General features: G+C 48.0%; 23 protein-coding genes and 1 riboswitch. Of the genes, 16 read left to right on the top strand and 7 right to left on the bottom strand.

Annotated features, from left to right (window positions below):
- Window positions 1–112 precede the first annotated feature (112 nt).
- The 8 genes from L3556_RS02820 to psbM all read left to right on the top strand — a co-directional run bounded on the left by L3556_RS02820 (window position 113) and on the right by psbM (window position 5,104).
- Window positions 113–2,194, top strand: coding sequence for an RNA-directed DNA polymerase (locus tag L3556_RS02820; protein ID WP_277865799.1), 2,082 nt, complete (start codon window positions 113–115; stop codon window positions 2,192–2,194).
- Window positions 2,195–2,495: 301 nt separating this feature from the next.
- Entirely contained in the window at window positions 2,496–2,738 is a 243-nt protein-coding gene (locus tag L3556_RS02815; RefSeq protein ID WP_277865798.1) for a hypothetical protein, read from the top strand.
- Window positions 2,728–3,141 (top strand): PIN domain-containing protein, encoded by a 414-nt coding sequence (locus tag L3556_RS02810; protein ID WP_277865797.1) that lies wholly within the window; start codon window positions 2,728–2,730, stop codon window positions 3,139–3,141. Before L3556_RS02815 ends, L3556_RS02810 begins: the two co-directional genes overlap by 11 nt.
- 11 nt (window positions 3,142–3,152) lie before the next feature.
- Window positions 3,153–3,488, top strand: a complete 336-nt coding sequence (locus L3556_RS02805) for a nucleotidyltransferase family protein (protein ID WP_277865796.1) — start codon at window positions 3,153–3,155, stop codon at window positions 3,486–3,488.
- A gap of 19 nt (window positions 3,489–3,507) precedes the next feature.
- Entirely contained in the window at window positions 3,508–3,825 is a 318-nt protein-coding gene (locus L3556_RS02800; RefSeq protein WP_277865795.1) for a HepT-like ribonuclease domain-containing protein, read from the top strand.
- Window positions 3,822–4,319 (top strand): helix-turn-helix transcriptional regulator, encoded by a 498-nt coding sequence (locus L3556_RS02795; protein WP_277865794.1) that lies wholly within the window; start codon window positions 3,822–3,824, stop codon window positions 4,317–4,319. Before L3556_RS02800 ends, L3556_RS02795 begins: the two co-directional genes overlap by 4 nt.
- Window positions 4,320–4,409: 90 nt before the next feature.
- Window positions 4,410–4,796 (top strand): hypothetical protein, encoded by a 387-nt coding sequence (locus tag L3556_RS02790; RefSeq protein WP_277865793.1) that lies wholly within the window; start codon window positions 4,410–4,412, stop codon window positions 4,794–4,796.
- A 197-nt stretch (window positions 4,797–4,993) separates the two neighbouring features.
- Complete coding sequence (psbM, locus tag L3556_RS02785) at window positions 4,994–5,104, top strand: photosystem II reaction center protein PsbM (protein WP_277865792.1); 111 nt, start codon at window positions 4,994–4,996, stop codon at window positions 5,102–5,104.
- Here the strand turns inward: psbM and L3556_RS02780 are convergent.
- A complete protein-coding gene (locus tag L3556_RS02780; protein WP_338405707.1) occupies window positions 5,101–7,023 on the bottom strand; it encodes a PBP1A family penicillin-binding protein in 1,923 nt (640 codons plus the stop codon). The genes psbM and L3556_RS02780 overlap by 4 nt on opposite strands.
- Window positions 7,024–7,202: 179 nt before the next feature.
- Here L3556_RS02780 and tyrS point away from each other — a divergent pair, with 179 nt between their 5' ends.
- The 5 genes from tyrS to L3556_RS02755 all read left to right on the top strand — a co-directional run bounded on the left by tyrS (window position 7,203) and on the right by L3556_RS02755 (window position 12,562).
- Window positions 7,203–8,423, top strand: coding sequence for a tyrosine--tRNA ligase (tyrS, locus tag L3556_RS02775; protein ID WP_277865791.1), 1,221 nt, complete (start codon window positions 7,203–7,205; stop codon window positions 8,421–8,423).
- A 102-nt stretch (window positions 8,424–8,525) separates the two neighbouring features.
- Window positions 8,526–8,642, top strand: a complete 117-nt coding sequence (locus L3556_RS02770; RefSeq protein ID WP_277865790.1) for a photosystem II reaction center protein I — start codon at window positions 8,526–8,528, stop codon at window positions 8,640–8,642.
- A gap of 64 nt (window positions 8,643–8,706) precedes the next feature.
- Window positions 8,707–10,674 (top strand): DUF3769 domain-containing protein, encoded by a 1,968-nt coding sequence (locus tag L3556_RS02765; protein ID WP_277865789.1) that lies wholly within the window; start codon window positions 8,707–8,709, stop codon window positions 10,672–10,674.
- Window positions 10,675–10,741: 67 nt separating this feature from the next.
- The gene (locus L3556_RS02760; protein ID WP_277865788.1) at window positions 10,742–11,671 is read left to right on the top strand and encodes an ABC transporter substrate-binding protein; all 930 of its coding nucleotides are present in this window, start codon (window positions 10,742–10,744) and stop codon (window positions 11,669–11,671) included.
- A gap of 57 nt (window positions 11,672–11,728) precedes the next feature.
- Window positions 11,729–12,562, top strand: a complete 834-nt coding sequence (locus tag L3556_RS02755; protein ID WP_277865787.1) for a PhzF family phenazine biosynthesis protein — start codon at window positions 11,729–11,731, stop codon at window positions 12,560–12,562.
- A 156-nt stretch (window positions 12,563–12,718) separates the two neighbouring features.
- On the opposite strand, the gene gifA is transcribed toward L3556_RS02755, so the two are convergent.
- A complete protein-coding gene (gene gifA / locus L3556_RS02750) occupies window positions 12,719–13,183 on the bottom strand; it encodes a glutamine synthetase inactivation factor IF7A (RefSeq protein ID WP_277865786.1) in 465 nt (154 codons plus the stop codon).
- Between the two features lie 42 nt (window positions 13,184–13,225).
- Window positions 13,226–13,337: riboswitch (Glutamine riboswitch) on the bottom strand.
- Window positions 13,338–13,492: 155 nt separating this feature from the next.
- Here gifA and L3556_RS02745 point away from each other — a divergent pair.
- The 3 genes from L3556_RS02745 to nblS all read left to right on the top strand — a co-directional run bounded on the left by L3556_RS02745 (window position 13,493) and on the right by nblS (window position 18,913).
- Complete coding sequence (locus L3556_RS02745; protein ID WP_277865785.1) at window positions 13,493–14,314, top strand: Uma2 family endonuclease; 822 nt, start codon at window positions 13,493–13,495, stop codon at window positions 14,312–14,314.
- A 19-nt stretch (window positions 14,315–14,333) separates the two neighbouring features.
- Window positions 14,334–16,859 carry a mannose-1-phosphate guanyltransferase gene (locus tag L3556_RS02740; RefSeq protein WP_277865784.1) on the top strand — a complete coding sequence of 842 codons (2,526 nt, stop codon included), beginning with the start codon at window positions 14,334–14,336 and terminating at the stop codon, window positions 16,857–16,859.
- Window positions 16,860–16,945: 86 nt separating this feature from the next.
- A complete protein-coding gene (gene nblS / locus L3556_RS02735) occupies window positions 16,946–18,913 on the top strand; it encodes a two-component system sensor histidine kinase NblS (protein WP_277865783.1) in 1,968 nt (655 codons plus the stop codon).
- A gap of 8 nt (window positions 18,914–18,921) precedes the next feature.
- Here the strand turns inward: nblS and yidD are convergent, their stop codons facing one another.
- From yidD to L3556_RS02710, 5 genes are all read right to left on the bottom strand, one after another.
- Complete coding sequence (gene yidD, locus L3556_RS02730; protein ID WP_338405706.1) at window positions 18,922–19,188, bottom strand: membrane protein insertion efficiency factor YidD; 267 nt, start codon at window positions 19,186–19,188, stop codon at window positions 18,922–18,924.
- 37 nt (window positions 19,189–19,225) lie between these two features.
- The gene (locus L3556_RS02725) at window positions 19,226–19,726 is read right to left on the bottom strand and encodes a DUF1269 domain-containing protein (RefSeq protein WP_277865782.1); all 501 of its coding nucleotides are present in this window, start codon (window positions 19,724–19,726) and stop codon (window positions 19,226–19,228) included.
- A gap of 123 nt (window positions 19,727–19,849) precedes the next feature.
- Window positions 19,850–20,773 (bottom strand): glycoside hydrolase family protein, encoded by a 924-nt coding sequence (locus L3556_RS02720; protein ID WP_277865781.1) that lies wholly within the window; start codon window positions 20,771–20,773, stop codon window positions 19,850–19,852.
- Complete coding sequence (locus L3556_RS02715) at window positions 20,770–21,015, bottom strand: hypothetical protein (protein ID WP_277865780.1); 246 nt, start codon at window positions 21,013–21,015, stop codon at window positions 20,770–20,772. Before L3556_RS02715 ends, L3556_RS02720 begins: the two co-directional genes overlap by 4 nt.
- Window positions 21,016–21,030: 15 nt before the next feature.
- Window positions 21,031–21,266: hypothetical protein (locus L3556_RS02710; RefSeq protein ID WP_277865779.1), on the bottom strand; the 236-nt coding region annotated here is incomplete at its 5' end.

The raw sequence follows: 21,266 nt of genomic DNA, 5'->3' as shown, positions 1-21,266 counted from the left end.
TAAGGAAGAATAAGTGATGTTTAACCTTAATTTTGATTAAAGATATTCAACAGCAGAAACAACCAAAAAATTTCACTTTTCAGGTAAAATTTTAATTTATTGAGTAAACTTTATGCTTAAAGAAAGTCAGTTTGAAAGTTTCTTGTCAAAAGAAAATTTTATCTTAGCCTTTCAAAGGTTACAGACCGCGCCTAGAAACGTTTACAAAGATTTATACTACGAAGATCTCAAGATATTCGGGTTATTTTTGGAGGAAAATATAAAAAGTCTTTTAGATGAAATAAAACATTGCATATTCAGTCCAACCAGCTCATACAAGATATTTATACCAAAAAAAAACAACCTTGTAAGACCATTATCTCTATTGAAATTTAGAGATTTATTAATCTATCAAGCAATTATCAACGTAATTGCAGATGTAGTATATAATGATATTTCTCCATACTATAACAATACAATTTTTGGAAACGTTTATAATACTTCGACAGAGAACAAAATAAATAAGATTTTTTTCTTCAAACCATGGAAAGAGCAATGGAATAAATTTGAGCAAAGAACTCGAAAACACTATGAAGAGGGCTATATTTTTTTAGCTGAATTTGATATAGCTTCATTCTTTGACACAATTGATCACTATACCCTTCAGCAAATTTTAGAGAAGAATTATATTGACAATCGTCTTTCAAGCTTGTTACTTAAATTATTAGAAGCATTTACAAGCGATTTCAGCCATAAAACCTTCAAAAGTAAACATGGCATACCCCAAGGACCTATCGGTTCTCCTTTTTTAGCAGATTTATATCTTTTTCATCTCGATTTAGAAATTAAAAGTAGCAAGCTTAACATTAAATATATTCGATATGTAGATGACATAAGAATTTTTTCAAAAGATAAGATCACAGCACAGAGAGCGATAGCATATTTAGATTTAGTAGCGAGAGATTTAGGTTTAATTCCTCAAGCCAGTAAAATCTTAGTAAGTAAAATAGATGATATAGATAAAACTTTAAAGCATCAAAGAAATAAATTTTCAGCGATTACTAAAGAATACAAAAAGAAAGGCAGTCTCAAAGCTAAAACTCATAAAAAATTAAAAGAAAGGTTTTTGAATTGTTTTAACCAAGATAATATTGAAGGATACTTGGATAAAACTATAATTAGCTTTTCTTTGTATAAACTAAATAAAGATGAAGATGTAAAGTCAATCTTATTAAAAAATCTGGAAAACCTATACATTCATTTTGAAGCCGTTCTCTTTTATCTAAAGAATCATTTTTCTGACGATAACGAGGTTAAGGACTGGCTAATTAATATCTTACGAGACGAAAAAATATTATTTCATTATCTCATAGCTTTAGTGTTTAAATTTTTTCCAACTCTTGAATTTATGGAAGATATTTATAGAAAATATATGCGAGATGAAGATAGGCATTGGATAGTTAAGTACTTCATGTTTGAGTGGCTCTATAAGAATAATAAAATCGAGTTAATCAACTCCTTTCATTCAGATAATTACTTTCTGAATAGAGAAGTTGTTAACTTTAAATTTAAAATAATTCAGGATCCTATCTATTTGGATGATTTTATTAAAAGTAGATTAAAAAGTAAAGACTGTTTAATTTCGCTTCACGCTCTATATTTGTCTCTACTTCTACCTGCTCCAAGCGATCTTGATTTCTCGGAATACAATGAATATATTCAAAATCTTATTTCTGGAAATAAGATAGATTACATAATTCATACTTTAAAGAATGAATTTTCTATATCAAAGCCTGAATTGTTTTTCAATGAGACTGTATGGCATGATAAAAGCTTATATAAAGAATTATCTATCTCTTTCCGATTGTTTTTCGAACATAGAGTCACCGATCCTTCAAAATCACTCTTGAATCTTAATTCTTTCAATAACCTCGTTTATGATCAAATTTGTAAGTTTATGAACATTCAACAGGCAAATAAAGAATACGGGGTTAATCTTAACTCTGGTTGTATTAAGGATTATTTTCCAATCGCTAACAGATGCTTTCTTAGAATAAATGAATCTAGAAATCAAAAAACAGAAGCTCATCCTTATGATAAATACGGCAATCTGAGAATTAGAATTGATGCTTCAGAATTGAGTAAGCTAATTGAAAATCAGAAAAAAGCTTTGGACGAGCTTTGTGATTTTGATTTCCTAGCACAATATAAGTAGACATATGTGATTCAATAAAGAGGAGATATTTAGCATCGATTAGTGCTGGTTTTTAACTACAAACTGAAGAGTACTCAATGAATAATTTTTCAGAGAAAATCTACCATGATGAAAATGATTGTTGCATTTAGACTTTGAGAGCACGATGTTTACTAAAGCTATATACCCTTGTAGTGAGGCAAAACGGTTGCGACTCGAAGCCGAAGCCGCCGCAAAAGCCAAAGTAGAGCGGATGATTTTGGGTGAGGAGGAAATTGGCGAGAACTAAACCAGGATTCAGGACAACCAGGAGATATACACCATGAGCAAAGTTATACAAGCGACCTACCACGACGGCAACTTAGTCCTCGATGAAAAGCTGGATGCGGCGTTAGAAGGCAAAAAACTCAGGATTGTTGTGTTAGAAGACACCAACGAGTCAAAAGAACAGGATGAACAAACTTTAGAATCCAGGAAACAGCGTTTTTTAGAACAACTCAAACAGCACTCTTTTAAGTTACCCGAAGATTATAAATTTAATCGAGAAGAACTGTATGAGCGATAAAGTCCTTCTCGATACAAATCTTTGGGTTTATCTTTATAGCAAAAACCCAGCAGACAAGTATGAAAAAGTTAACGCACTGCTTTCATCTCAAATTGAATCTCTAATCATGAGTACTCAAATTTTGGGTGAACTTTATAATGTCCTGCTAAAAAAGAAATTTCGGACTCAAGCACAGGCACAAGAAGTTATCTCTCAACTCGTCGCTGGATTTGATATCACTGAAATTCCTGCAACACAGGTAATTGAAGCCATAAAAATTAATGTTTGTTATGGTTATTCCTATTGGGATAGCTTGCTAGTCAGCACAGCTTTACTGAACAATTGCAGCATTCTTTACTCCGAAGATATGCAGCATGATCAACTGATTGAAGGCAAACTCCGAATTATCAACCCGCTGATTTGAGGTGTTGGATCATGATTTCTCAACTAAAACCCCCTATTAATCAACGCATCCCGGCATCGCCCGCTCAGATTGCTAAGTTTTGCCAACGCTGGCACATTATCGAGTTTGCTCTGTTCGGTTCCGTTCTGCGGGATGACTTTCGCCCCGATAGCGATATTGATGTTCTCATTACCTTTGCCCCCAACCCAGGCTGGAGCTTGTTTGATTGGGTCGATATGAAAGATGAACTTGAAACCTTATTCAAGCGCAAGGTGGATATTGCCGATAAAGAAGGGCTGAAAAATCCCTATCGACGGCACGAAATTTTACGAACTCATCAGGTGATCTATGCAAGCAAACAACCGTGATGCTGGATCACTGTGGGATATGGTCAGCGCCATTCGCCGGATTCAGGAATTTACAACGAGCCTGACCGATGAGGCTTATCTAGACAGCGCACTCATCCAGAGTGCCGTAGAAAGACAGTTTGAAATCTTAGGGGAAGCCGCTCGTAGACTGTCGGATGAATTTCGACAAACCCATCCAGAGATTGACTGGCGTAGAATTATTGGGTTACGCAATATCCTGATTCACCGTTACGACGAAATTCGCCAACAAACGATTTGGACAACGGTTATCTCAGAGTTAGAACCGCTACTTGCCCAACTGGAAACCTTGTTATCCTCATTGCCTAATGAACAATGAGCATTAAACCTGGAAGCAAGTACTACCCACTCTATGAACACCTGCACTACTGCAATCAAGCAGCAGTGACACTGACTTTCGCCGAAATCGAAGTCTTAATGGGTTGCTCACTTCCTGACTCAGCACGCAGGAAGAAAAACTGGTGGAGCAACCGCGATAGCTCTAGCCCACTCCAAGCCGGGGCTTGGATTAGCGCAGGCTACCAAGTTGAGTGTGTAGATTTGGCTCAGCAAACCGTTACCTTCAAGACTTTTCGGGCAACTTATCACATTCAGCGACAGGACGGTGAAATCATCTGGAATGCTGACGCGATTAAGGCACTGAGAATTGCCAAAGGTCTTAACCAGGAGCAATTTGCTAGTGAGCTAGGCGTTCGCCGAGAAACTATAAGCGAATGGGAAAACAGCAAATACGAACCAGATCGCTCCAAATGCAAGCTCCTCAACATAGTTGCCAAACAAGTCAATTTTGCAGAACCTTCAACAGATTCATGAAACAATATTGACTTTTGTGCGGTGAGCGCACAAAATACTGATAAACGATCAGGTGTACTCCTGATGTGAAATCTCTTATCGGTATCCTGTATGAGCGGTGTCAATCTTCCTCCTAAAGCCCTCTTCCTCTCTCCCGAGGGCAAAATTTATCCTGACACCCTGATTTGCTCTGGGATGATTTCAGCAGAACTGAACGGCAAACCTTGTCCCTACGCCCAAAATGGACGCTTGCCTGATTTGGTGTCCCTAGAAGAAAACGATCCTGGTTACAGCCCCGATAAGGGCAAGCCTGGAGATCTCTTTCCGCCCTGTGCCAAACAACAGCTTGCTAATCTAGGGCACTGGCAGGGGCACGGTCAGCAAACTTTTCCCGAAGAACTCTTGCCCTTGCGCTTATTCAAATGTCGAATGTGGCTATGGCTTATTGTGCCTGGTTTGCATGATGCAGAACCAACAAAACTGATTACTGATAACTGAATCATTCAACATCTTATTTGCGGCTGTGCTCTAGTTAAATCCCCCTTGGGGGATCGCAACTTAGAGATAAGCTTTCAAATACGTCTCCACCGATAACTTAAGGCGGCATAACTAATCTTACGGTAGCTCCAATGCCTAGACTCAAAAATGATACAATAACCGTGATCTGTCACAGTCATCCTATAGGTTAAAAAGCCATGCCTGTAAACAACCTAGGCTTAATTGCCACGGCGATGTTCGTTCTTGTCCCCACCGTGTTTCTGATTATTTTGTACGTACAAACTGAAAGTCAAAAAAGCAGTAGCTAGTTCTGGGGTTGGGGGCGCGGGAACTTAGACATTGGCGTAAAGGATTCCGAGGGCACTCCTTCTAGGGCTTTACTCATAAAGTCTTGCCAGATGGGTGCCATGAATCCGCCGCCCGTTGCCCCTCGCCCAATGGGGCTGTAGTCATCATTGCCAGCCCACACCGCCGCCGAAAGTTGGGGCACATAGCCCACAAACCAGATGTCCCGCTCCGAGGACGTCGTTCCAGTTTTACCCGCTGCCGGTCGGCCCAAACTTGCCCCAGCTCCGGTTCCGCTAGTAATGACGCTTTCCATCGTATTGTTCAAGGCTGCGGCAGCCCAGGGGTCTAAGACCAGTTGGGGACGGGGGGTATTATCCAGGAGTAGGTGACCACTATTATCTGTCACCTGCACAATCATGGTTGTTTCTGACTGCCAGCCGTTATTAGCAAAAGTAGCAAAGGCCGCCGACATTTCTAGGGGAGTCAAATCCACCGCCCCTAGGGGCAGAGAGATCACCGGCAAAATCGGACTGGTGATGCCGAGGCTGCGACAAATTTCAATTATCCTGTCTAGGCCCACCTGTTGACCGAGGACAATGGCGGGAATATTACGGGATGTTGCGAGGGCCGTCCGCATGGTGATGGGGCCCATGAAACTGCGATCGTAGTTCTGGGGAACATAGCGACCACTACCATCCTGATAGCTGACCTGAGTATCGTTAATGGTGGAGTCGGGCGTAAACTTACCCGTGGCGTAGGCACCGTAGAAAACAAAGGGCTTAAAGGCAGAACCCGGTTGACGCATGGCCTGGGTTGCCCGGTTAAATTGGCTTTCGCGATAGTCCGTTCCACCGACGATCGCCTTGACATAGTGGGTGCGGGGATCCACCGCCGCTAGGGCCACTTGACCGGCCCGAATGCCGCCGGAGCGTAGTCGCTGGTGGCCGCGTTTCACCGCCGCTTCGGCAATTTCTTGGGTTTTCAGATCAACGGTCGTTTGTACCCGCATACCGCCGCGAATCACCGCCTCCCGGCCAAAGCGATCGTTGAGTTCTTGGATGACTCCATCCGTCACCCAGGGACTACGACTCCGCTGAAAGGACGTAATCTCTCCTAGTTCAATGGGTTCTTGGGCCGCCGCTGTAGCTTCCCCCTGGCTAATCCAACCTAGCTCCACCATCCGATTCAGGACAACCTTTTGACGTTCCTTCGCGGTCTCTAAACTGGCAAAGGGGCTGTAGGCTTCCGGTGCTTGGATGATCCCCGCCATCATCGCCGCCTCTCCCAGGGTGAGATCCTTGGCGGACTTTTTGAAATAACTTTCGGCAGCCGTCTCAACGCCGTAGGTGTTGTGTCCCCAATAGACCTGGTTTAAGTACATTTCCAGGATTTCATCTTTATTGAAAATCTGCTCTAGACGCATGGCTAGCACTGCTTCCGCAGCTTTCCGGCTAATGGCCCGCTCCTGACTGAGAAACAGATTTTTCACCAACTGCATCGTCAGGGTAGAGCCGCCCTCAACGGTGCTACCGGCCCGAAGATTAGCCATAAAGGCCCGGGACACCCCAATGGGATTAATACCCCGATGCTGATAAAAGCTACTGTCTTCAATGGCAATGACGGCCCGTTTTAAGTCGGGGGAAATTTCGTCCAGGGGAACCACTTCACGGTTTTCCTCATCGTGGAGACTGATGAGTAAGGTGCCGTTAATGTCGTAAATATGGGTGGTTTCACTGGGGATATACCCCCGCAGAGATCGCACATCGGGCAAGTTCCGAAAACTGATGGCCAACCCCAAAATTCCCCCCGCCAGGGCTGCCGTAGTCAAGGTCATCCCCACCAAAAAGGTTTTGCCCGTAGCTTGGATCACCCCCTGGAAAAAGCCAGACTTGGGGGTGGGTGGGTTGATTGATTTTGGGCCGACAGTACTTGTTGACACTTATCCTCACCTGGAACTAAACGCCGAGACCCTAGAAGTCCTATCCAGTACTATACTGACGAAGGTGAATTTATACGGATTAATATCTAGCTAGCATACCATTTTGAAGTCTGCCTGATAGCATGGCATGATGTTAACTTGCTGAGAAAGCGGGCCAGTTAGGGGTTTGAAGCATTTTAATGGATCATTCAAAAGATCACTTACAGGAGTTACAGCGGGGCGTTGTTGAGGTGTTCCCCGATGGCCATCCCACGGATCAGCCACTGGATTGTCTTTGGCATCGCCTCAAAACCTGCGATCGCCCCCTGCGGATTAAATTGGGGATTGACCCCACGGGCAGCGATGTCCATTTAGGTCATAGTATTGTCCTGCGAAAGTTGCGCCAGTTCCAGGATGCGGGCCATTGTGCAGTGTTAATTATGGGGGACTTCACGGCTCAGATTGGCGATCCAACGGGTAAATCGGACGTGCGGCGACAACTCACCCCTGAGGACGTGCAGGCCAACGTAAAAACCTATCTGGAGCAGGTGCGGCCGATCCTGGATTTTGATACTCCCGATCGCTTGGAAATTTGCTATAACTCGGAATGGCTCTCCCAGCTTAACCTGAGCAAAATCTTAAACTTGCTCTCGACAATGACCGTGGGGCAAATGTTGGCCAAGGAAGGTTTCTCAGAACGCTATGGCAAGGGGAATCCCATTTTTTTGCATGAGTTTCTTTATCCGTTGATGCAGGGCTATGACTCGGTGGCCATTGAAGCGGATGTGGAACTTGGCGGTACGGATCAGAAGTTTAATATTGCGGTGGGCCGGGATTTGCAGCGGCATTTTCAGCGATCGCCCCAGTTTGGCCTACTCATGCCCATTTTGCCCGGCACCGATGGCATTCAAAAAATGTCCAAGTCCCTGGGGAATTATGTCGCCCTCACCGAGTCGGCGGTTAGCATGTACTCAAAGCTGGAAAAAGTGCCGGATGGAGTGATCAATCAGTACCTAGAATTGCTCACGGATCTACCCCTAGAAGATTTACCCCCCAACCCCCGCGATCGCCAAAAACTCCTTGCCCTTGAGGTGGTGGGTCAATACCATGGACGGGAACTCGCCCAGCAAACCCAAAGAGAATTGGCGGCGATCGTCACCCAGGGAGCCATGGCCCAGGCCGAGAGCCTACCGGAGTTTTCCTTGGGGGATTTAACCTTTCCCTTAAAAATCTCCTACCTGATTAGCCAAACCAAACTCTGCTCCAGTAGTAGTGAGGCCCGGCGGCAAATTAAGGGGGGTGGGGTGCGTCTCAATGGTGAAAAAGTCATGGATCCCGACCTAGCGATCGCCGAGGGTACAGACATTATCGGTCAGGTTCTTCAGGTGGGCAAAAAGAAATTTATTCGTTTTGTTCCCTAAACCACATCAACTATTTGAAAATCAGAAATGGCGATCGCAGGGGATCATCCTCAGGCTATGATGGAAAACTGACGCTGCTGTTTAGAAACCGCTGATTTAACCATGGAAACCCTAAGAATCACCGTATATATTGTTGTTACATTCTTTGTCCTTCTCTTTGTCTTTGGTTTTCTCTCTGGAGATCCCTCCCGCAACCCCAAGCGTAAGGATCTCGACTAGACCCCTCTCGCCATTGGGGGGAAGAATCCCTTAAAGTAGCGAAGGCAGTAACTCGTGTGTGGATATGCCTTTTCCCCTTCCCCCCCCAGATATTGCACCCCCACCCCTAGTTTCCCCTCAGCCGGTAGAGATCGACACCCTCGCCGGAACTCCTGAGTCGGATCTATTGGGTACAACCGTTCGTCCCAATGGAGCGGTTCCTCCCTCCCCATCGCCTAATCATTACCCAAACCCTCTTCGCCTAACCCAGGCCGATGCCGATACCGCCGTTATCAGGGAAGACCCCCTAGAGGCCATTTCCGATCGCCAGGAATACGACCTCCTCCGCCGCCTATTTAATGCCATTGGCAATGTCCTGATCCGCTTTCGTGAAGCCGAACTCACCGCCGATGTGGTGCAAACGGATTTGGATAATCAGATTTTAGTTGCTGAGGGAAATGTGGTCTTGCAACGGGGAGATCAAACCCTACGGGGCGATCGCCTGGAATATAATCTTGTCCTGGATCGGGGCGTGGTGATCAATGCCGTTGGTGTGGTGAATGCCCGCCGGGGTAGCCAGGATTTGGATTTCAGCCAACGTGTTGATCCCTTAGATACATTGGGATTGCCCGGATTTGCCCCAGGTAGACCCCGTTCCCCCCAGGCGATCGCCACCGCAGACGTTGAGCGTATGCGATTCCAAGCCGATCGCCTTGAATTTGATGGTCAGCGTTGGATTGCCACCAATTTACGGGTTACGAACGATCCCTTTACTCCGCCGGAATTGGAATATCGGGCCAATAATGCCACCATCACCACTACCCCCAAGGGGGATACCGTACTCTTAGCCCGCGGAGGGCGACTGGTTTTTGATCAACGAATTGCCCTGCCCGTGTTTGTGCGCCGCTATGTGGTGGGCCGGCCCTACGAGTTTTTACCCATTGAGCCGGGCTACGACGAGGAGGATCGGGGCGGATTGTATTTTACCCGTCGGTTTCATCTACTCAATACCAACGCCAGTAGGGTAGTGATTTCACCGGCAATTTATCTACAGAGAATTATTTCTAATGACTTTTCCGTAGGTCGGTCCGACAGTTACGGGGCCACCGTCGATATTTCCCATGACTTTAGCCCACGCACCCGCTTGGGGGCCTATGGATTGTTGACCACCCTGGATGCCAGCAATTGGGGGGATACCTCGCGGGCCCTACTGCAACTAGATCAAGACCTCGGCAAAAATCACTGGCTAAGCCTACGCTCCATCTATCGGGAGCGGATTTTTAATGGTTCCCTGAGGGAGCAGGAATTACGCAGTAGCTTTGGTGGCACCCTCACCTCGCCGGTCTATCCCCTCGGCAATACCGGGGCAACCATTGATTATCTGGTGGGTGGGCAATACGTCACCGCTAATAGTGATTTAATCACCCTGCCCCCGCGGCCAAGTTTGGGACGCATTCAAGGTGTGGTCAATTTCAACTGGGGTATGTCCATCTGGGAAGGGGATACCCTGCCACCAACCCGCAGCGAGGGCTTGCGCTATAGCCCCGAACCAATTCAACCCTTTGTCCAGTTTTATACTGGGGCCGCAGGGATTGCCAACCTTTATACTAATGGCAGTACCCAACCAGCCATCCGCAGTGGCCTCGGCTTTCGTGGCCAGGTGGGTCATTTCTCCCGAAATTGGTTTGACTACACCAGTTTTGATTTAGGTTACTCCTACACGTTTAATAATCAATCCTCCCCTTTCCTCTTTGACCGGATTGTGGATTTTAGCGTGGTCAATGTGGGGCTGATGCAGCAGGTCTACGGCCCGATTCGGGTTGGAACTCAAATGCAAATTAATGTGGAAACTGGGGCGATATTTAATACGGATGTTTTCCTGGACTACCATCGCCGTACCTACGGTTTGGGTGTGCGCTATAACCTCGATCGCCAAATAGCTGCGGTGATGTTCCGCCTCAGTGGCTTTAATTGGCGAGGAACACCAGATCCCTTTAGCAGTCCAGTGTTGGGCACATCAGAGGATGGCGTGATTGTACCAGGAACCCGCTAAGGATGAAAATCCAAAAAATGAAATATACAGGTCTATTCATGGCAGTCGGCACCCTGAGGGACATCAGATGTTAAAACGTCGTCAATTCATAGGGCGAGTGGGTAAAACCGCTGGCTTGGTTCTCCTGACAGGAACCTTGAAATCAGTCCTTGGGGGCTGTACTCCGGCGGTGGAATCGACCAATGAGACTCCGATAAATAGCATGGCTGACCCCATCCCCGTAAGCAGTGCTGACCTCCTCACCCCAGGGATATTGCAATGGGGAGCGGAATCGGACAATGGGGCCCCCTATGTCTTTTTTGATCCAGAGGATTCCAGTGAGCTTATTGGCTTTGAAGTGGAGATTGCCAAGGCGATCGCCCAATTAATGGGAGTGACCAGTGAATTTAGAGATACGCCCTATCCTGAACTGGCCAATGCCTTGGCCGCCAACCGCTTTGATCTGATCCTAAACGGCTGGGAAGTAACCAGCGATCGCGAGCAGACCCAACTGTTCTCCCAGCCCTATTACCGTTACGGCCAACAGATTGTGGTGCGGGCCGACGATCCTCGGTTTGCCGATGCCAACCAAGACAGTGAACTCACCCTCAAGGATTTGGCGGGCATGACCGTCGGTACAGGGGCAGGCTATCGAGCCGAGAAAATTTTGACCCAGGATCCCCAAATCACCCTCCGCAGCTATGTTGGTGAGCTTCCCTTTGATGATCTGGCCCAGGGGGCTATTGATGCGGTACTGATTGATTATCCGATTGTGGCCTACTACGTCCTGGGAACCGGCCCCGGCTCCGCGAGAAATACCGCCCTCAAACCCATTGGTGTCCCCATTTTTCTTAATAACTATGTCATAGCCTTTAATAAAAATAATCCCCAGGCCAGTGCCCTGCAAACGGAAGTGGATGAGGCGATCGCCCGCCTCAAGCAAGATGGTACCCTAAAGGACATTTACAAAAATTGGAACCTGTGGAATGAGCAACAGGCGGAAATTGGCATTGTTTAGAGCGAAATCGTTCAGAATGGCATTGCTTAGAACTGTCCACAACAGGAAGGCATCGGTATGACCATTCCTTTATTTCAGGTGGATGCCTTTAGCGATCGCCCCTTTAGTGGCAATCCCGCCGCCGTGTGTATTCTGCCCCAGTTTCCGGGGGATGATTGGCTACGATCCCTGGCCGCAGAAATGAATTTATCGGAAACCGCCTTCTTAGTGCCCCAAGGTGTCCCCCAAGACGTGCCCCAAGATCATGGGTATCAATTACGTTGGTTTACCCCCGTAGCGGAGGTGGATCTCTGTGGCCATGCCACCCTAGCCGCCGCCCATATTCTCTGGTCTGAAGGATTCTTACCAGAATCAGCGATCGCCCGTTTTATGACCCGCAGTGGTGAATTGACCGCAGAAAACCATCAGGGGTGGCTCGAACTCAACTTCCCCAGTCAAGCCATTACAGCCATCCAATCCCAGGGCGATCGCCAGATTCTAGAGCAGATTTTTGGCCCTAATGTTGCATTTATGGGGGAAGCTGGCCCCGATTACTTTCTGGAACTGGATAGCGACCAGCACCTCCGCCAACTCCAACCGGATTTGATTGCTCTGGCCCAATTATCCTGCCGGGGTGTCATTGTCACGGCCCTTTCCAGGGAACCTGATCTTGACTTTATCTCCCGTTTTTTTGCCCCCCAACTGGGCATCCCAGAGGATCCCGTCACTGGTTCCGCCCATTGCAGCTTAACTCCCTACTGGGGGCAACGTCTGGGCAAAACCAACTTGGTGGCCTATCAAGCCTCAGAACGAGGGGGGTGGCTCACCTTGCGCCATGACTCTGAGCGGGTCTATATTCGTGGCCAAGCCATTACGGTTTTCCGGGGGGAGTTAGCCCATCCTCCCCAATAATCCAAACTATCCAACTCCCCGTGCCTAAATTTGCCTAAATCAGGAGAAATCACCTAGAAAAAAGAGGATCTGATCTTCCTAGATTTTTCCAAATCTTGGTTGACCAAATCCCCTTGATTGATTAGATGATTGAACGGATAGAATTCAACTCATCGATTAGCTGAGAGCCACATGGCTGCGATCGTAGCTGGCACGGAAATTAGGATTAATTTTGCCTTGGACTTGATTCCAGTAATGGGAGGCCACCCCGACGGGTAAACCCACCAATTCGGCAGTCCGCACCAAGAGAGCTTGTTCACGGTTTTTGATCACGCGATGGTGAGACATGGTCAAGGAACGGGCCATGGCATTCAGATCATTACTGTTTGAGTTCATGTCTGAATTAATGGCAGCGGGTGCAGCGGAATTTGCCATAGCGACGGCGGTAGGAATAGCTGCTGCGCCTGTTTGATAGGCAACACCACGGAAAGTCAAAGACTTGACGGACTGAGCGGGGGGATTCACCGCCGCAACACAGGTATAATTGTAGCCACGGTACTTCGCTACTACATCAGTTGCTTGGGTTTTAACCGCCGGAGGAGTGTAGTTGTATTGAACGCCGCGATAGGTAAGAGTTGTCATGATTTTCGCCCCAATTATGTACAAGGTGTGGTCTGAAACTGAGGCGCGTTCCTTCGGGATTTTCCCTACTTCCGTCTCTCTAATACTCTCAGGTGGATGAAATTTGATGTTGACTAGATGAAACTGTTTTGCTGAGTTGAGAGAGATGAACGATTCGTTTCTGTATCTAATTTAACAATTTTCCAGGATGAGTGGCGTGATCTAACAAAGCTTAATATATTTTATCGTCAAAAAAACAAAGGTTTTCCCATTTAATCCCTGCCCTACAATGGGGAGCAACGCGCAACTTCGGCCCATGGAGATCTGCCCATGATTAAGCCACTTGTTATTCCTGCCGCTGATCTAGAGAATGCCCTAGGGGATAACCTCAGCGATCTAGACAACGATTTAGGGATAAGCTTTCCCGATGCCAATGATTTCATCACAGAGGATGACACTCCGGTGGATAACATTGCCTCCGAGAAGCAGCAACGGCTTTTAACGGCAGTTCTCTATAGCAATCTGACAGATCAGCGATTTCTTGCCGCTGCCAATGTGGGCATTTACCATACTGTCAACCAGCCGGCCATCGTCCCTGATGTCTTTGTCAGTTTTAATGTGGAGGTACCGGAGGACTTTTGGCCGAAGGAAAACCGGTGTTATTTCCTTTGGAACTTTGGCAAACCGCCGGATATTGCCATTGAAGTGGTCTCCAATCGAGTGGGGAATGAGCTCACCCATAAATTTAAGCTTTACGAGCAGATGCGGGTTAGCTACTACGTTGTTTTTGATCCGATGAAGCGTTTAGGGGGCGATCGCCTGGGAATTTTTGAACTGCGGGGACTGCAATACCAGAAGATGCAATGCCAGGAGAACGGCGATTTTTGGCTAGGGCAAGTTAACCTAGGTCTCACCCTTTGGGATGGTGAATTTGAGGGGGGAAGCGGCCCTTGGTTGCGCTGGTGTGATGCCCAAGGCCAGTTGTTACCTACAGGCGATGAGCAGGCCCACGCGGCTCAAGCAGAAGCTAAACAAGCTAAAGAACAGGCCCGAAATGCTCAGGAACAGGCGGCCCAAGCCCAAGCCCAGGCCCAACGGTTAGCCGATTTCTTGCGATCTCAAGGAATTGATCCAGATCAGTTACCCGGTTAAAACTTATTGGTAGACGATCATGCGGGCAGTACTAATGGCCGGGGGAAGTGGCACCAGACTGCGGCCCCTCACCTGTGATTTACCCAAACCGATGGTTCCGGTTCTCAATCGTCCGATCGCCGAACATATTCTCAATTTATTGCGCCAGCACTCCATTGAAGAGGTGATTGTCACCCTGCACTATTTACCCGATGTGGTGCGGGAATATTTTGGGGATGGCCATGATTTTGGCGTGGATTTAACCTATGTTGTCGAAGAAGATCAACCCCTAGGGACCGCCGGTTGTGTTAAAAATATTGCGGCGTTGCTCCAGGATACGTTTTTGGTGGTGAGTGGGGATAGTATTACCGACTTTGATTTGACCACAGCTATTCAGTTTCATCAAGAGAAAAACTCCCAGGCTACCCTAATTTTGACCCGCGTCCCCAATCCCAAGGAATTTGGTATTGTCTTTACCGATGGCGACGGCCGCATCAATCGCTTTTTAGAGAAACCCTCTGCTGGGGAAGTCTTCTCCGATACGGTGAATACGGGGATGTATATTCTGGAGCCGGAGGTACTGGACTATTTAAGTAGTGGCATGGAGCGGGATTTTTCTAAGGATCTATTTCCCCTCTTGCTCCAGGCGGGCATTCCCCTCTACGGGTATATTGCCGAGGGCTATTGGTGTGATGTGGGCAGTCTAGAGACCTACCATCGGGTGCAGCAGGATGCTCTCCAAGGGCGAGTCACCCTAGAAATGATCGGCACGGAAATTCAACCCCAGGTCTGGGTGGGCCGGAATACAATCTTGCCTGCCGATGTGCAAATTCAAGGCCCCGTACTCTTGGGAAATAACTGTCGATTGTCTGCGGGCACCTGCTTAGAGGCGGGTACGGTCTTGGGGGATAACGTGATTGTCGGCACCCAGGCTCAGCTTCGGGCGGCGGTGGTCTGGAATGGTGGGGTGATTGGCGAAGAAAGTCTGCTCAATAATTGTCTATTGGCCCGGAATGTTCGGGTCGATCGCCACAGTCAGATCCAGGAAGGGGTGGTGATTGGTTCGCGATCGCGCATTGGTGAAGAGGCCTATATCAGTCAAGGGGTACATATCTGGCCCGGCAAACAGGTAGAACCAGGAGCCATCCTCAATCAAAGTTTAATTTGGGGCACAACGGGACAACGGCATCTCTTCGGACAGCGGGGAGTGGCGGGTTTAGCCAATGTGGACATGACACCAGATTTTGCCGTGCGCTTGGCGGCCGCCTATGCCTCAACCCTAGAGCCGGGAACCAGTGTCCTTGTTTCTCGAGATCAACGGAGTGTATCGCGGATGGTAACCCATGCCCTAACCTCTGGGTTAATGTCCGTCGGTGTTAATGTTCTCAGTTTAGAGGCGATCGCCCTGCCCATTTCTCGCTTTGCGGCCCATACCTTGTCCGTGAGTGGGGGCATTCATGTGCGAGTGCATCCGGATCGGGCGGATTATTTATTGATTGAATTTTTTGATCATAAGGGCATTAATCTCACCAAGGGCCGAGAACGGCAAATTGAAACCGCCTATTTTCGTGAGGACACCCGCCGCGTCACCTTAACGGACATTGGCACCATGGGCTACCCTAGCCAAACCTTGGCCGCCTATGCCCAGGGCTTTGAAAAATGGTTGAATACCCAGGTCTTTTATCGCAGCCATTGCCGGATTGTGATTGACTATGCCTATGCCGTATCCGGGGTGGTCTTGCCCCAATTATTAAATAAATTTGGCTGTGATGCCGTAGTTTTAAATGCCACACTCCATCAAATGCCCTTAGATGGGGGCGCTCTCCAAAACCTCATTGCCCAATTGGGTCAGGTGGTGGTTGCCCTCTCGGCGGGGTTAGGGGTTCAGGTGTCTGCCAATGGGGAACGATTAACGCTGGTGGATAACCACGGGAACGTCGTTTCCGATCAAGAACTCACCGCCCTAATGGCCCATCTGGTTCTCACCGCCCATCCGGGTAAAACCATTGTTGTTCCCGTTACGGCCTCCAGTGCTGTCGATCAGGTGGTGGCTCACCACGGTGGCCATTTAGTCCGCACCCGGACGAATCCCACGGATTTGATGGAAGCCTGTCAACGTCAGAGTGCGGTTGTCTTGGGGGGGAGTGCGGATATGGGCTTTATTTTTCCCCAACTGCATCCGGGTTTTGATGGCATGTTTACCATTGCCAAACTGGTGGAAATGTTGACCCTCCAGGATATAACCCTCTCCGATGTGCGATCGCAACTTCCCCAGATTATCCATCACCATCGGCGGATTCGTTGTCCTTGGGTTGCCAAGGGATCTCTGATGCGTCACTTAGTAGAAACCCACCCCAGCCAACAGTTGAACCTCATTGATGGGATAAAAATTGGTGAACCGGAGAGTGAGAATTGGGTCTTGGTTCTACCGGATGCCAGTGAACCCTTAATTCATTTGTACATTAACAGTGGCGATCTCACCTGGGCTGACCGCATGTTGCAGTTGTATAGTCGCCGCATTGAAGACTTTGCTCGCTTAGAACCGACGAGCGATGTCACAATGTAACCATAATAGTCATAGCAAGCCATGACCCATAGATTTTACAGGCTGTTATTTTTTCGTTCCTTGGCCATGAGATTAATACACCTACGATGACCATGACCTCCGACACCATCCTACGGGCGATCGCTCGCTGGTGGTCAGAATTTAAGATTCAAACCCGACTCATGGCCACCGCAACCTTGGTGGTCTCGATTTTAATGAGTGGTCTCACCTTCTGGGCCGTCAATTCAATTCAACAAAATGCCCGCCTGAACGATACCCGCTATGGCCAGGATTTAGGTCTACTCTTGGCCGCGGATGTGGCCCCCTTGGTTGCGGCCCAAAACTATAGTGCCGTGGCAGACTTTTCCAGTAAATTTTACGAACGCAGTAGCAGTATTCGCTACATGCTTTATGCCGATCGGGATGGGGAAATCTACTATGGCATTCCCTACTCCGCTCCCCCCGTCAATAGTGCCCTAGCCCTGCGTCGCCGTATGCAGCTACCGGAACGCTATACCACCAGCCATGATCCCCTGGTCCGCCAACATAAGACCCCCAATGGTCTAGTGGCCGATGTTTTTGTGCCCCTCACCTACAACAATGAATACCTAGGTGTGTTGGCGATCGGGATCAACCCTAATGCAACCCTGGCCGCCTCCTCCGGCTTAACCCGAGATGTGACGATCGCCGTTTTTGTATCCCTCTGGATCATGGTGATTTTGGGTGGGGTCTTTAATGCCCTTACTATTACCCAGCCCATCAAAGAACTCCTCCAAGGGGTGCAAAATATTGCCTCTGGGAACTTTAAGCAACGGATTGATTTGCCCTTTGGCGGTGAACTGGGAGAACTCATTACCAGTTTTAATGACATGGCAGAGCGGCTCGAAACCTACGAAGCCCAAAATATTGAAGAATTACAGTCCCAAAAGGCCAAACTAGAAACCCTCGTCTCTACCATTGCCGATGGAGCAATTTTACTGGATACAGATATGCGGATCATTCTGGCCAATCCCACTGCCCAACGCCTCTTTAATTGGGAAGGAATGCAGGTCATGGGGGAAAATGCCCTAAATTGCTTACCCGCACCAGTATGCGAACGCTTAACCTGCCCTCTATTTAAGACCGCCGCCGGAGAATCCGAGGGAGGGGAATTCCGCGTCACCTTACAGGAACCCAGTCCGCGATCGCTGCGAGTTTTACTCACCAGTGTCTTTGATAGCCAGCGGGAAAGGCCCAAGGGCATCGCCATGACGGTTCAAGATATTACCCGTGAGGTCGAGCTAAACGAAGCGAAGGGCCAACTCATTAGTAATGTTTCCCACGAGCTACGAACCCCCCTATTTAATATCAAGTCCATTATTGAAACCATCCAAGAATACGGTTCCGATTTACCCCATCAACGTCAGCAAGAATTCCTGGAAACCGCCAACTACGAAACCGATCGCCTCACCCGCTTAGTCAATGATTTCCTAGATATTTCCCGCCTGGAATCAGGCCGGCCCTATCAATTTGGCCCCGTGGATGTGACCCAAGTCATGGAGCAAATTTTACGCACCTACCACCTCAATGCCACCAATAAAGGAATCCACCTAGACAGCGATATTCATCGTCCCCTCCCCCTAGTTTGGGGAAACTACGATCTGCTGGTACAAGTCTTTGCCAATCTCGTCGGGAATGCCCTGAAATTTACTCCAGAAGGGGGCCGGGTAACTATGCGGGCCTATATTTGGAAACGGCCAGGCACCCACTCCAATAATCAAGAGAATAATCATCCCTGGTGGGTTCGCATTGAAGTATCAGATACGGGCATGGGGATTTCCTCCGAGGATATACCGCGCGTCTTTGAGCGATTTTTCCGAGCAGAGAATCGAGTCCATACCCTGGAGGGAACCGGCCTAGGTCTAGCCATCGTCCAGGATATTATCCAAAAGCACCATACCCAGATCCATGTTGCCAGCGAAGTGGGTGTGGGTACGACATTTTGGTTTGATCTGAATTTAGATGAATCCGAACCTATCCCCATGAATAGCCCGGATTATAGGGGCGGCTACGCCGGCTCAGAGCAAATACAATAGTTAATGAGTTAATTCAATTTATCTAACTCATCTAAAGATTGCGGCGATCGGGATTTAATATCGTCGGGAACAGGATCATAGCCCCCCACTGCAAAGGGATGGCAACGAAAAATACGCTTCAGGCCTAGCCATCCCCCTCGCCACGGGCCGAACCGCTCTACCGCTTCCAGGGCATAGGCAGAACAGGTGGGATGATAGCGACAGGTTGGCAAAAAAAGGGGCGATATCAAATACTGATAGCCCCGAATTAAACTCAATATAATAGCCTTGATCAAGGAGTGAACCCCCAACCTAATTGGCCCCCTATTGCGACTATGCGGAGGGGGTATTACCTTTATTGAGGGCTTCCTGTAACTTGGCCTCGTCTTCCTTAGACAGGGATGTCCGTAGGACTTTGCCACCAAAGCGGCCCACTTCTTCTAATACCTTATCCGGGGTTGCTTGCCGTACCAAGGTAAAAATAGCCGAATTACCGGGTTCAATCGTTTTACCTAATTCTTTGATGAAGTTGTCATCAATACCAATATCCGTCAACTTACCAGAGATGGCACCGGCCACCAGACCAGCAGCCCAACCCAGTAAGGGATTAAAAAATAATAGACCAATCAATAGACCCCAAAAACCACCCCCTAGGGCACCGGCCAAGGTCAGGTCTTGGGTTTGATTAACTTTAATTTTGCCGTCCTTTGTTCGTACGACTACGGCAGCATCTTCCATATCTAGGAGATGCTCACGCTGAAGCTTGACCAGTTCCAGTAACACTTCATTTGCCTTGTACTCATCGTCAAAAGCAATGACAACCAACGTACTCATTCTATGCCTCCCGCGAATTGGGGCGTTTCCGTACTTACCCTAACACCATCCAGCGGATTCCGTCGTATCGGCCAACTACAAAACCAGAGGAAAAGTCAGAATTGTGAACCTTCCCCTAGACTGTCACCCCAACAACTGATTCAATTTTGCCCTAATTTGGGGAACGGATTTGATCGGTTGCCCATATCGCCCCCTACCACTGGCCGCCGGTAGACTGGCCCATTCATAGGAAAGCCGATCTAATGCCGGCCCTATCATTAATTGATCGCAAAATTCTAAGGCTTCCCGTTTCTTGTCAATGAGCCATAGGGCCGCTTGATCCTGACTTGCTGGAGAAAAATCAGGGAGATCAAGGGCGTGTTTACATTCATCCCATGTTGTTGAGAGAAACTGATACCGGCCAGCGGCATCGCTGGACAAGGGGCCAGATTTTTGAATCTGCCGTGGATGGTCTGAGAAATCAGAGAAAAATTTATAACTGAAAATTGTACGGTAGCCATGAGGCCCGTCGGTTCCCTCTGCCCATGCGATCGTATCCAGCCAGGCCCGCCGCGCTGCGGTGATGTTGTAAGTTACTTGTCCGGCGGCGATCGCTGTTGAATGGGAACACACTAGAAATTCAGGTTTTGCCTTGGCCCGTAGCCAACCTAATACCCGCTCTAGATCGGCTTCCCTAGGGGTGACAATACAGCCAGCACTCCCACGGCCCCTAGGTTGATGGTGATTTGCGTCTAGGTGGATACCGAACGCTGATCGCCCATAGGTTTGAGTACCTGCCATGGGTAGCAGATCGATCCAGTAACGCCCGATTGCCGGCCCCCATGATGATCCAGCATCTTCAATCGGGCCAATTTTCCAGCGACCAGGAGGGAGAGGGCGAAGGCTACCGGGAAAATCCTTAGACCCTGTTTTTAGTGCTTGGGCCGACGGGGCCCCACTATATGCATTGATTTGATCCACCGGGCGATCGCCATTCATCAGGGATAGATGCCAGCGGATCAGGCCGTGGTCAGTGATCGGTGTTGGGGCAAAGTTAAGGTAAATCATTCCTGTTGATCCTCCTGGGCTTCGCAGGCCCATTGAGCCGCCGGGCCATCCTGAATGTTAAAAAGTTGATTAGTCAGGGGGTTATTTAATCCCAAATTTACCGCTACCAGAATGGCAATTAATTGGTACTGACGGCGATCGCATTCTTCTAGGCTAGTAATGCGAGACTGCAAACTTTGCAGCATCCCTAGCAGTTCCCCAATGCGAAGGGTTAAATTCTGACATAGATCATCTGTGGCCATTACTGTTTCCTAGTCCTACACATTTACGGTCTGATCATGGATTTGTTCTAGCATCAGAGGATCAAGGAATTGATAGTCACTATCGAAATACCAAAATTCTATTCTGATGTCCCATATCCAGGGGGGGATAAAGTATTTCCAAAAATAGAAGTCTGATCCATTGGGGGGAATAAAACAGATTTGGTAATAGTTGAGAGGAATTTTGTAGCTAGAAAATAGGGCTACTTCCCCAATTTGGGCCGAACCATGCT

The organism is Candidatus Synechococcus calcipolaris G9, assembly GCF_029582805.1.
GTDB lineage: Bacteria > Cyanobacteriota > Cyanobacteriia > Thermosynechococcales > Thermosynechococcaceae > Synechococcus_F > Synechococcus_F calcipolaris.
This window is presented reverse-complemented; position numbering and strand designations above follow the sequence as displayed.

What these genes read in the sequence shown, in the direction of transcription:
- L3556_RS02820 (WP_277865799.1), top strand. Translation starts at nt 113, where the DNA reads ATGCTTAAAGAAAGTCAGTTTGAAAGTTTCTTGTCAAAAGAAAATTTT.
- L3556_RS02815 (WP_277865798.1), top strand. Translation starts at nt 2,496, where the DNA reads ATGAGCAAAGTTATACAAGCGACCTACCACGACGGCAACTTAGTCCTC.
- L3556_RS02810 (WP_277865797.1), top strand. Translation starts at nt 2,728, where the DNA reads ATGAGCGATAAAGTCCTTCTCGATACAAATCTTTGGGTTTATCTTTAT.
- L3556_RS02805 (WP_277865796.1), top strand. Translation starts at nt 3,153, where the DNA reads ATGATTTCTCAACTAAAACCCCCTATTAATCAACGCATCCCGGCATCG.
- L3556_RS02800 (WP_277865795.1), top strand. Translation starts at nt 3,508, where the DNA reads ATGGTCAGCGCCATTCGCCGGATTCAGGAATTTACAACGAGCCTGACC.
- L3556_RS02795 (WP_277865794.1), top strand. Translation starts at nt 3,822, where the DNA reads ATGAGCATTAAACCTGGAAGCAAGTACTACCCACTCTATGAACACCTG.
- L3556_RS02790 (WP_277865793.1), top strand. Translation starts at nt 4,410, where the DNA reads ATGAGCGGTGTCAATCTTCCTCCTAAAGCCCTCTTCCTCTCTCCCGAG.
- psbM (WP_277865792.1), top strand. Translation starts at nt 4,994, where the DNA reads ATGCCTGTAAACAACCTAGGCTTAATTGCCACGGCGATGTTCGTTCTT.
- tyrS (WP_277865791.1), top strand. Translation starts at nt 7,203, where the DNA reads ATGGATCATTCAAAAGATCACTTACAGGAGTTACAGCGGGGCGTTGTT.
- L3556_RS02770 (WP_277865790.1), top strand. Translation starts at nt 8,526, where the DNA reads ATGGAAACCCTAAGAATCACCGTATATATTGTTGTTACATTCTTTGTC.
- L3556_RS02765 (WP_277865789.1), top strand. Translation starts at nt 8,707, where the DNA reads ATGCCTTTTCCCCTTCCCCCCCCAGATATTGCACCCCCACCCCTAGTT.
- L3556_RS02760 (WP_277865788.1), top strand. Translation starts at nt 10,742, where the DNA reads ATGTTAAAACGTCGTCAATTCATAGGGCGAGTGGGTAAAACCGCTGGC.
- L3556_RS02755 (WP_277865787.1), top strand. Translation starts at nt 11,729, where the DNA reads ATGACCATTCCTTTATTTCAGGTGGATGCCTTTAGCGATCGCCCCTTT.
- gifA (WP_277865786.1), bottom strand. Translation starts at nt 13,183, where the DNA reads ATGACAACTCTTACCTATCGCGGCGTTCAATACAACTACACTCCTCCG.
- L3556_RS02745 (WP_277865785.1), top strand. Translation starts at nt 13,493, where the DNA reads ATGATTAAGCCACTTGTTATTCCTGCCGCTGATCTAGAGAATGCCCTA.
- L3556_RS02740 (WP_277865784.1), top strand. Translation starts at nt 14,334, where the DNA reads ATGCGGGCAGTACTAATGGCCGGGGGAAGTGGCACCAGACTGCGGCCC.
- nblS (WP_277865783.1), top strand. Translation starts at nt 16,946, where the DNA reads ATGACCATGACCTCCGACACCATCCTACGGGCGATCGCTCGCTGGTGG.
- L3556_RS02725 (WP_277865782.1), bottom strand. Translation starts at nt 19,726, where the DNA reads ATGAGTACGTTGGTTGTCATTGCTTTTGACGATGAGTACAAGGCAAAT.
- L3556_RS02720 (WP_277865781.1), bottom strand. Translation starts at nt 20,773, where the DNA reads ATGATTTACCTTAACTTTGCCCCAACACCGATCACTGACCACGGCCTG.
- L3556_RS02715 (WP_277865780.1), bottom strand. Translation starts at nt 21,015, where the DNA reads ATGGCCACAGATGATCTATGTCAGAATTTAACCCTTCGCATTGGGGAA.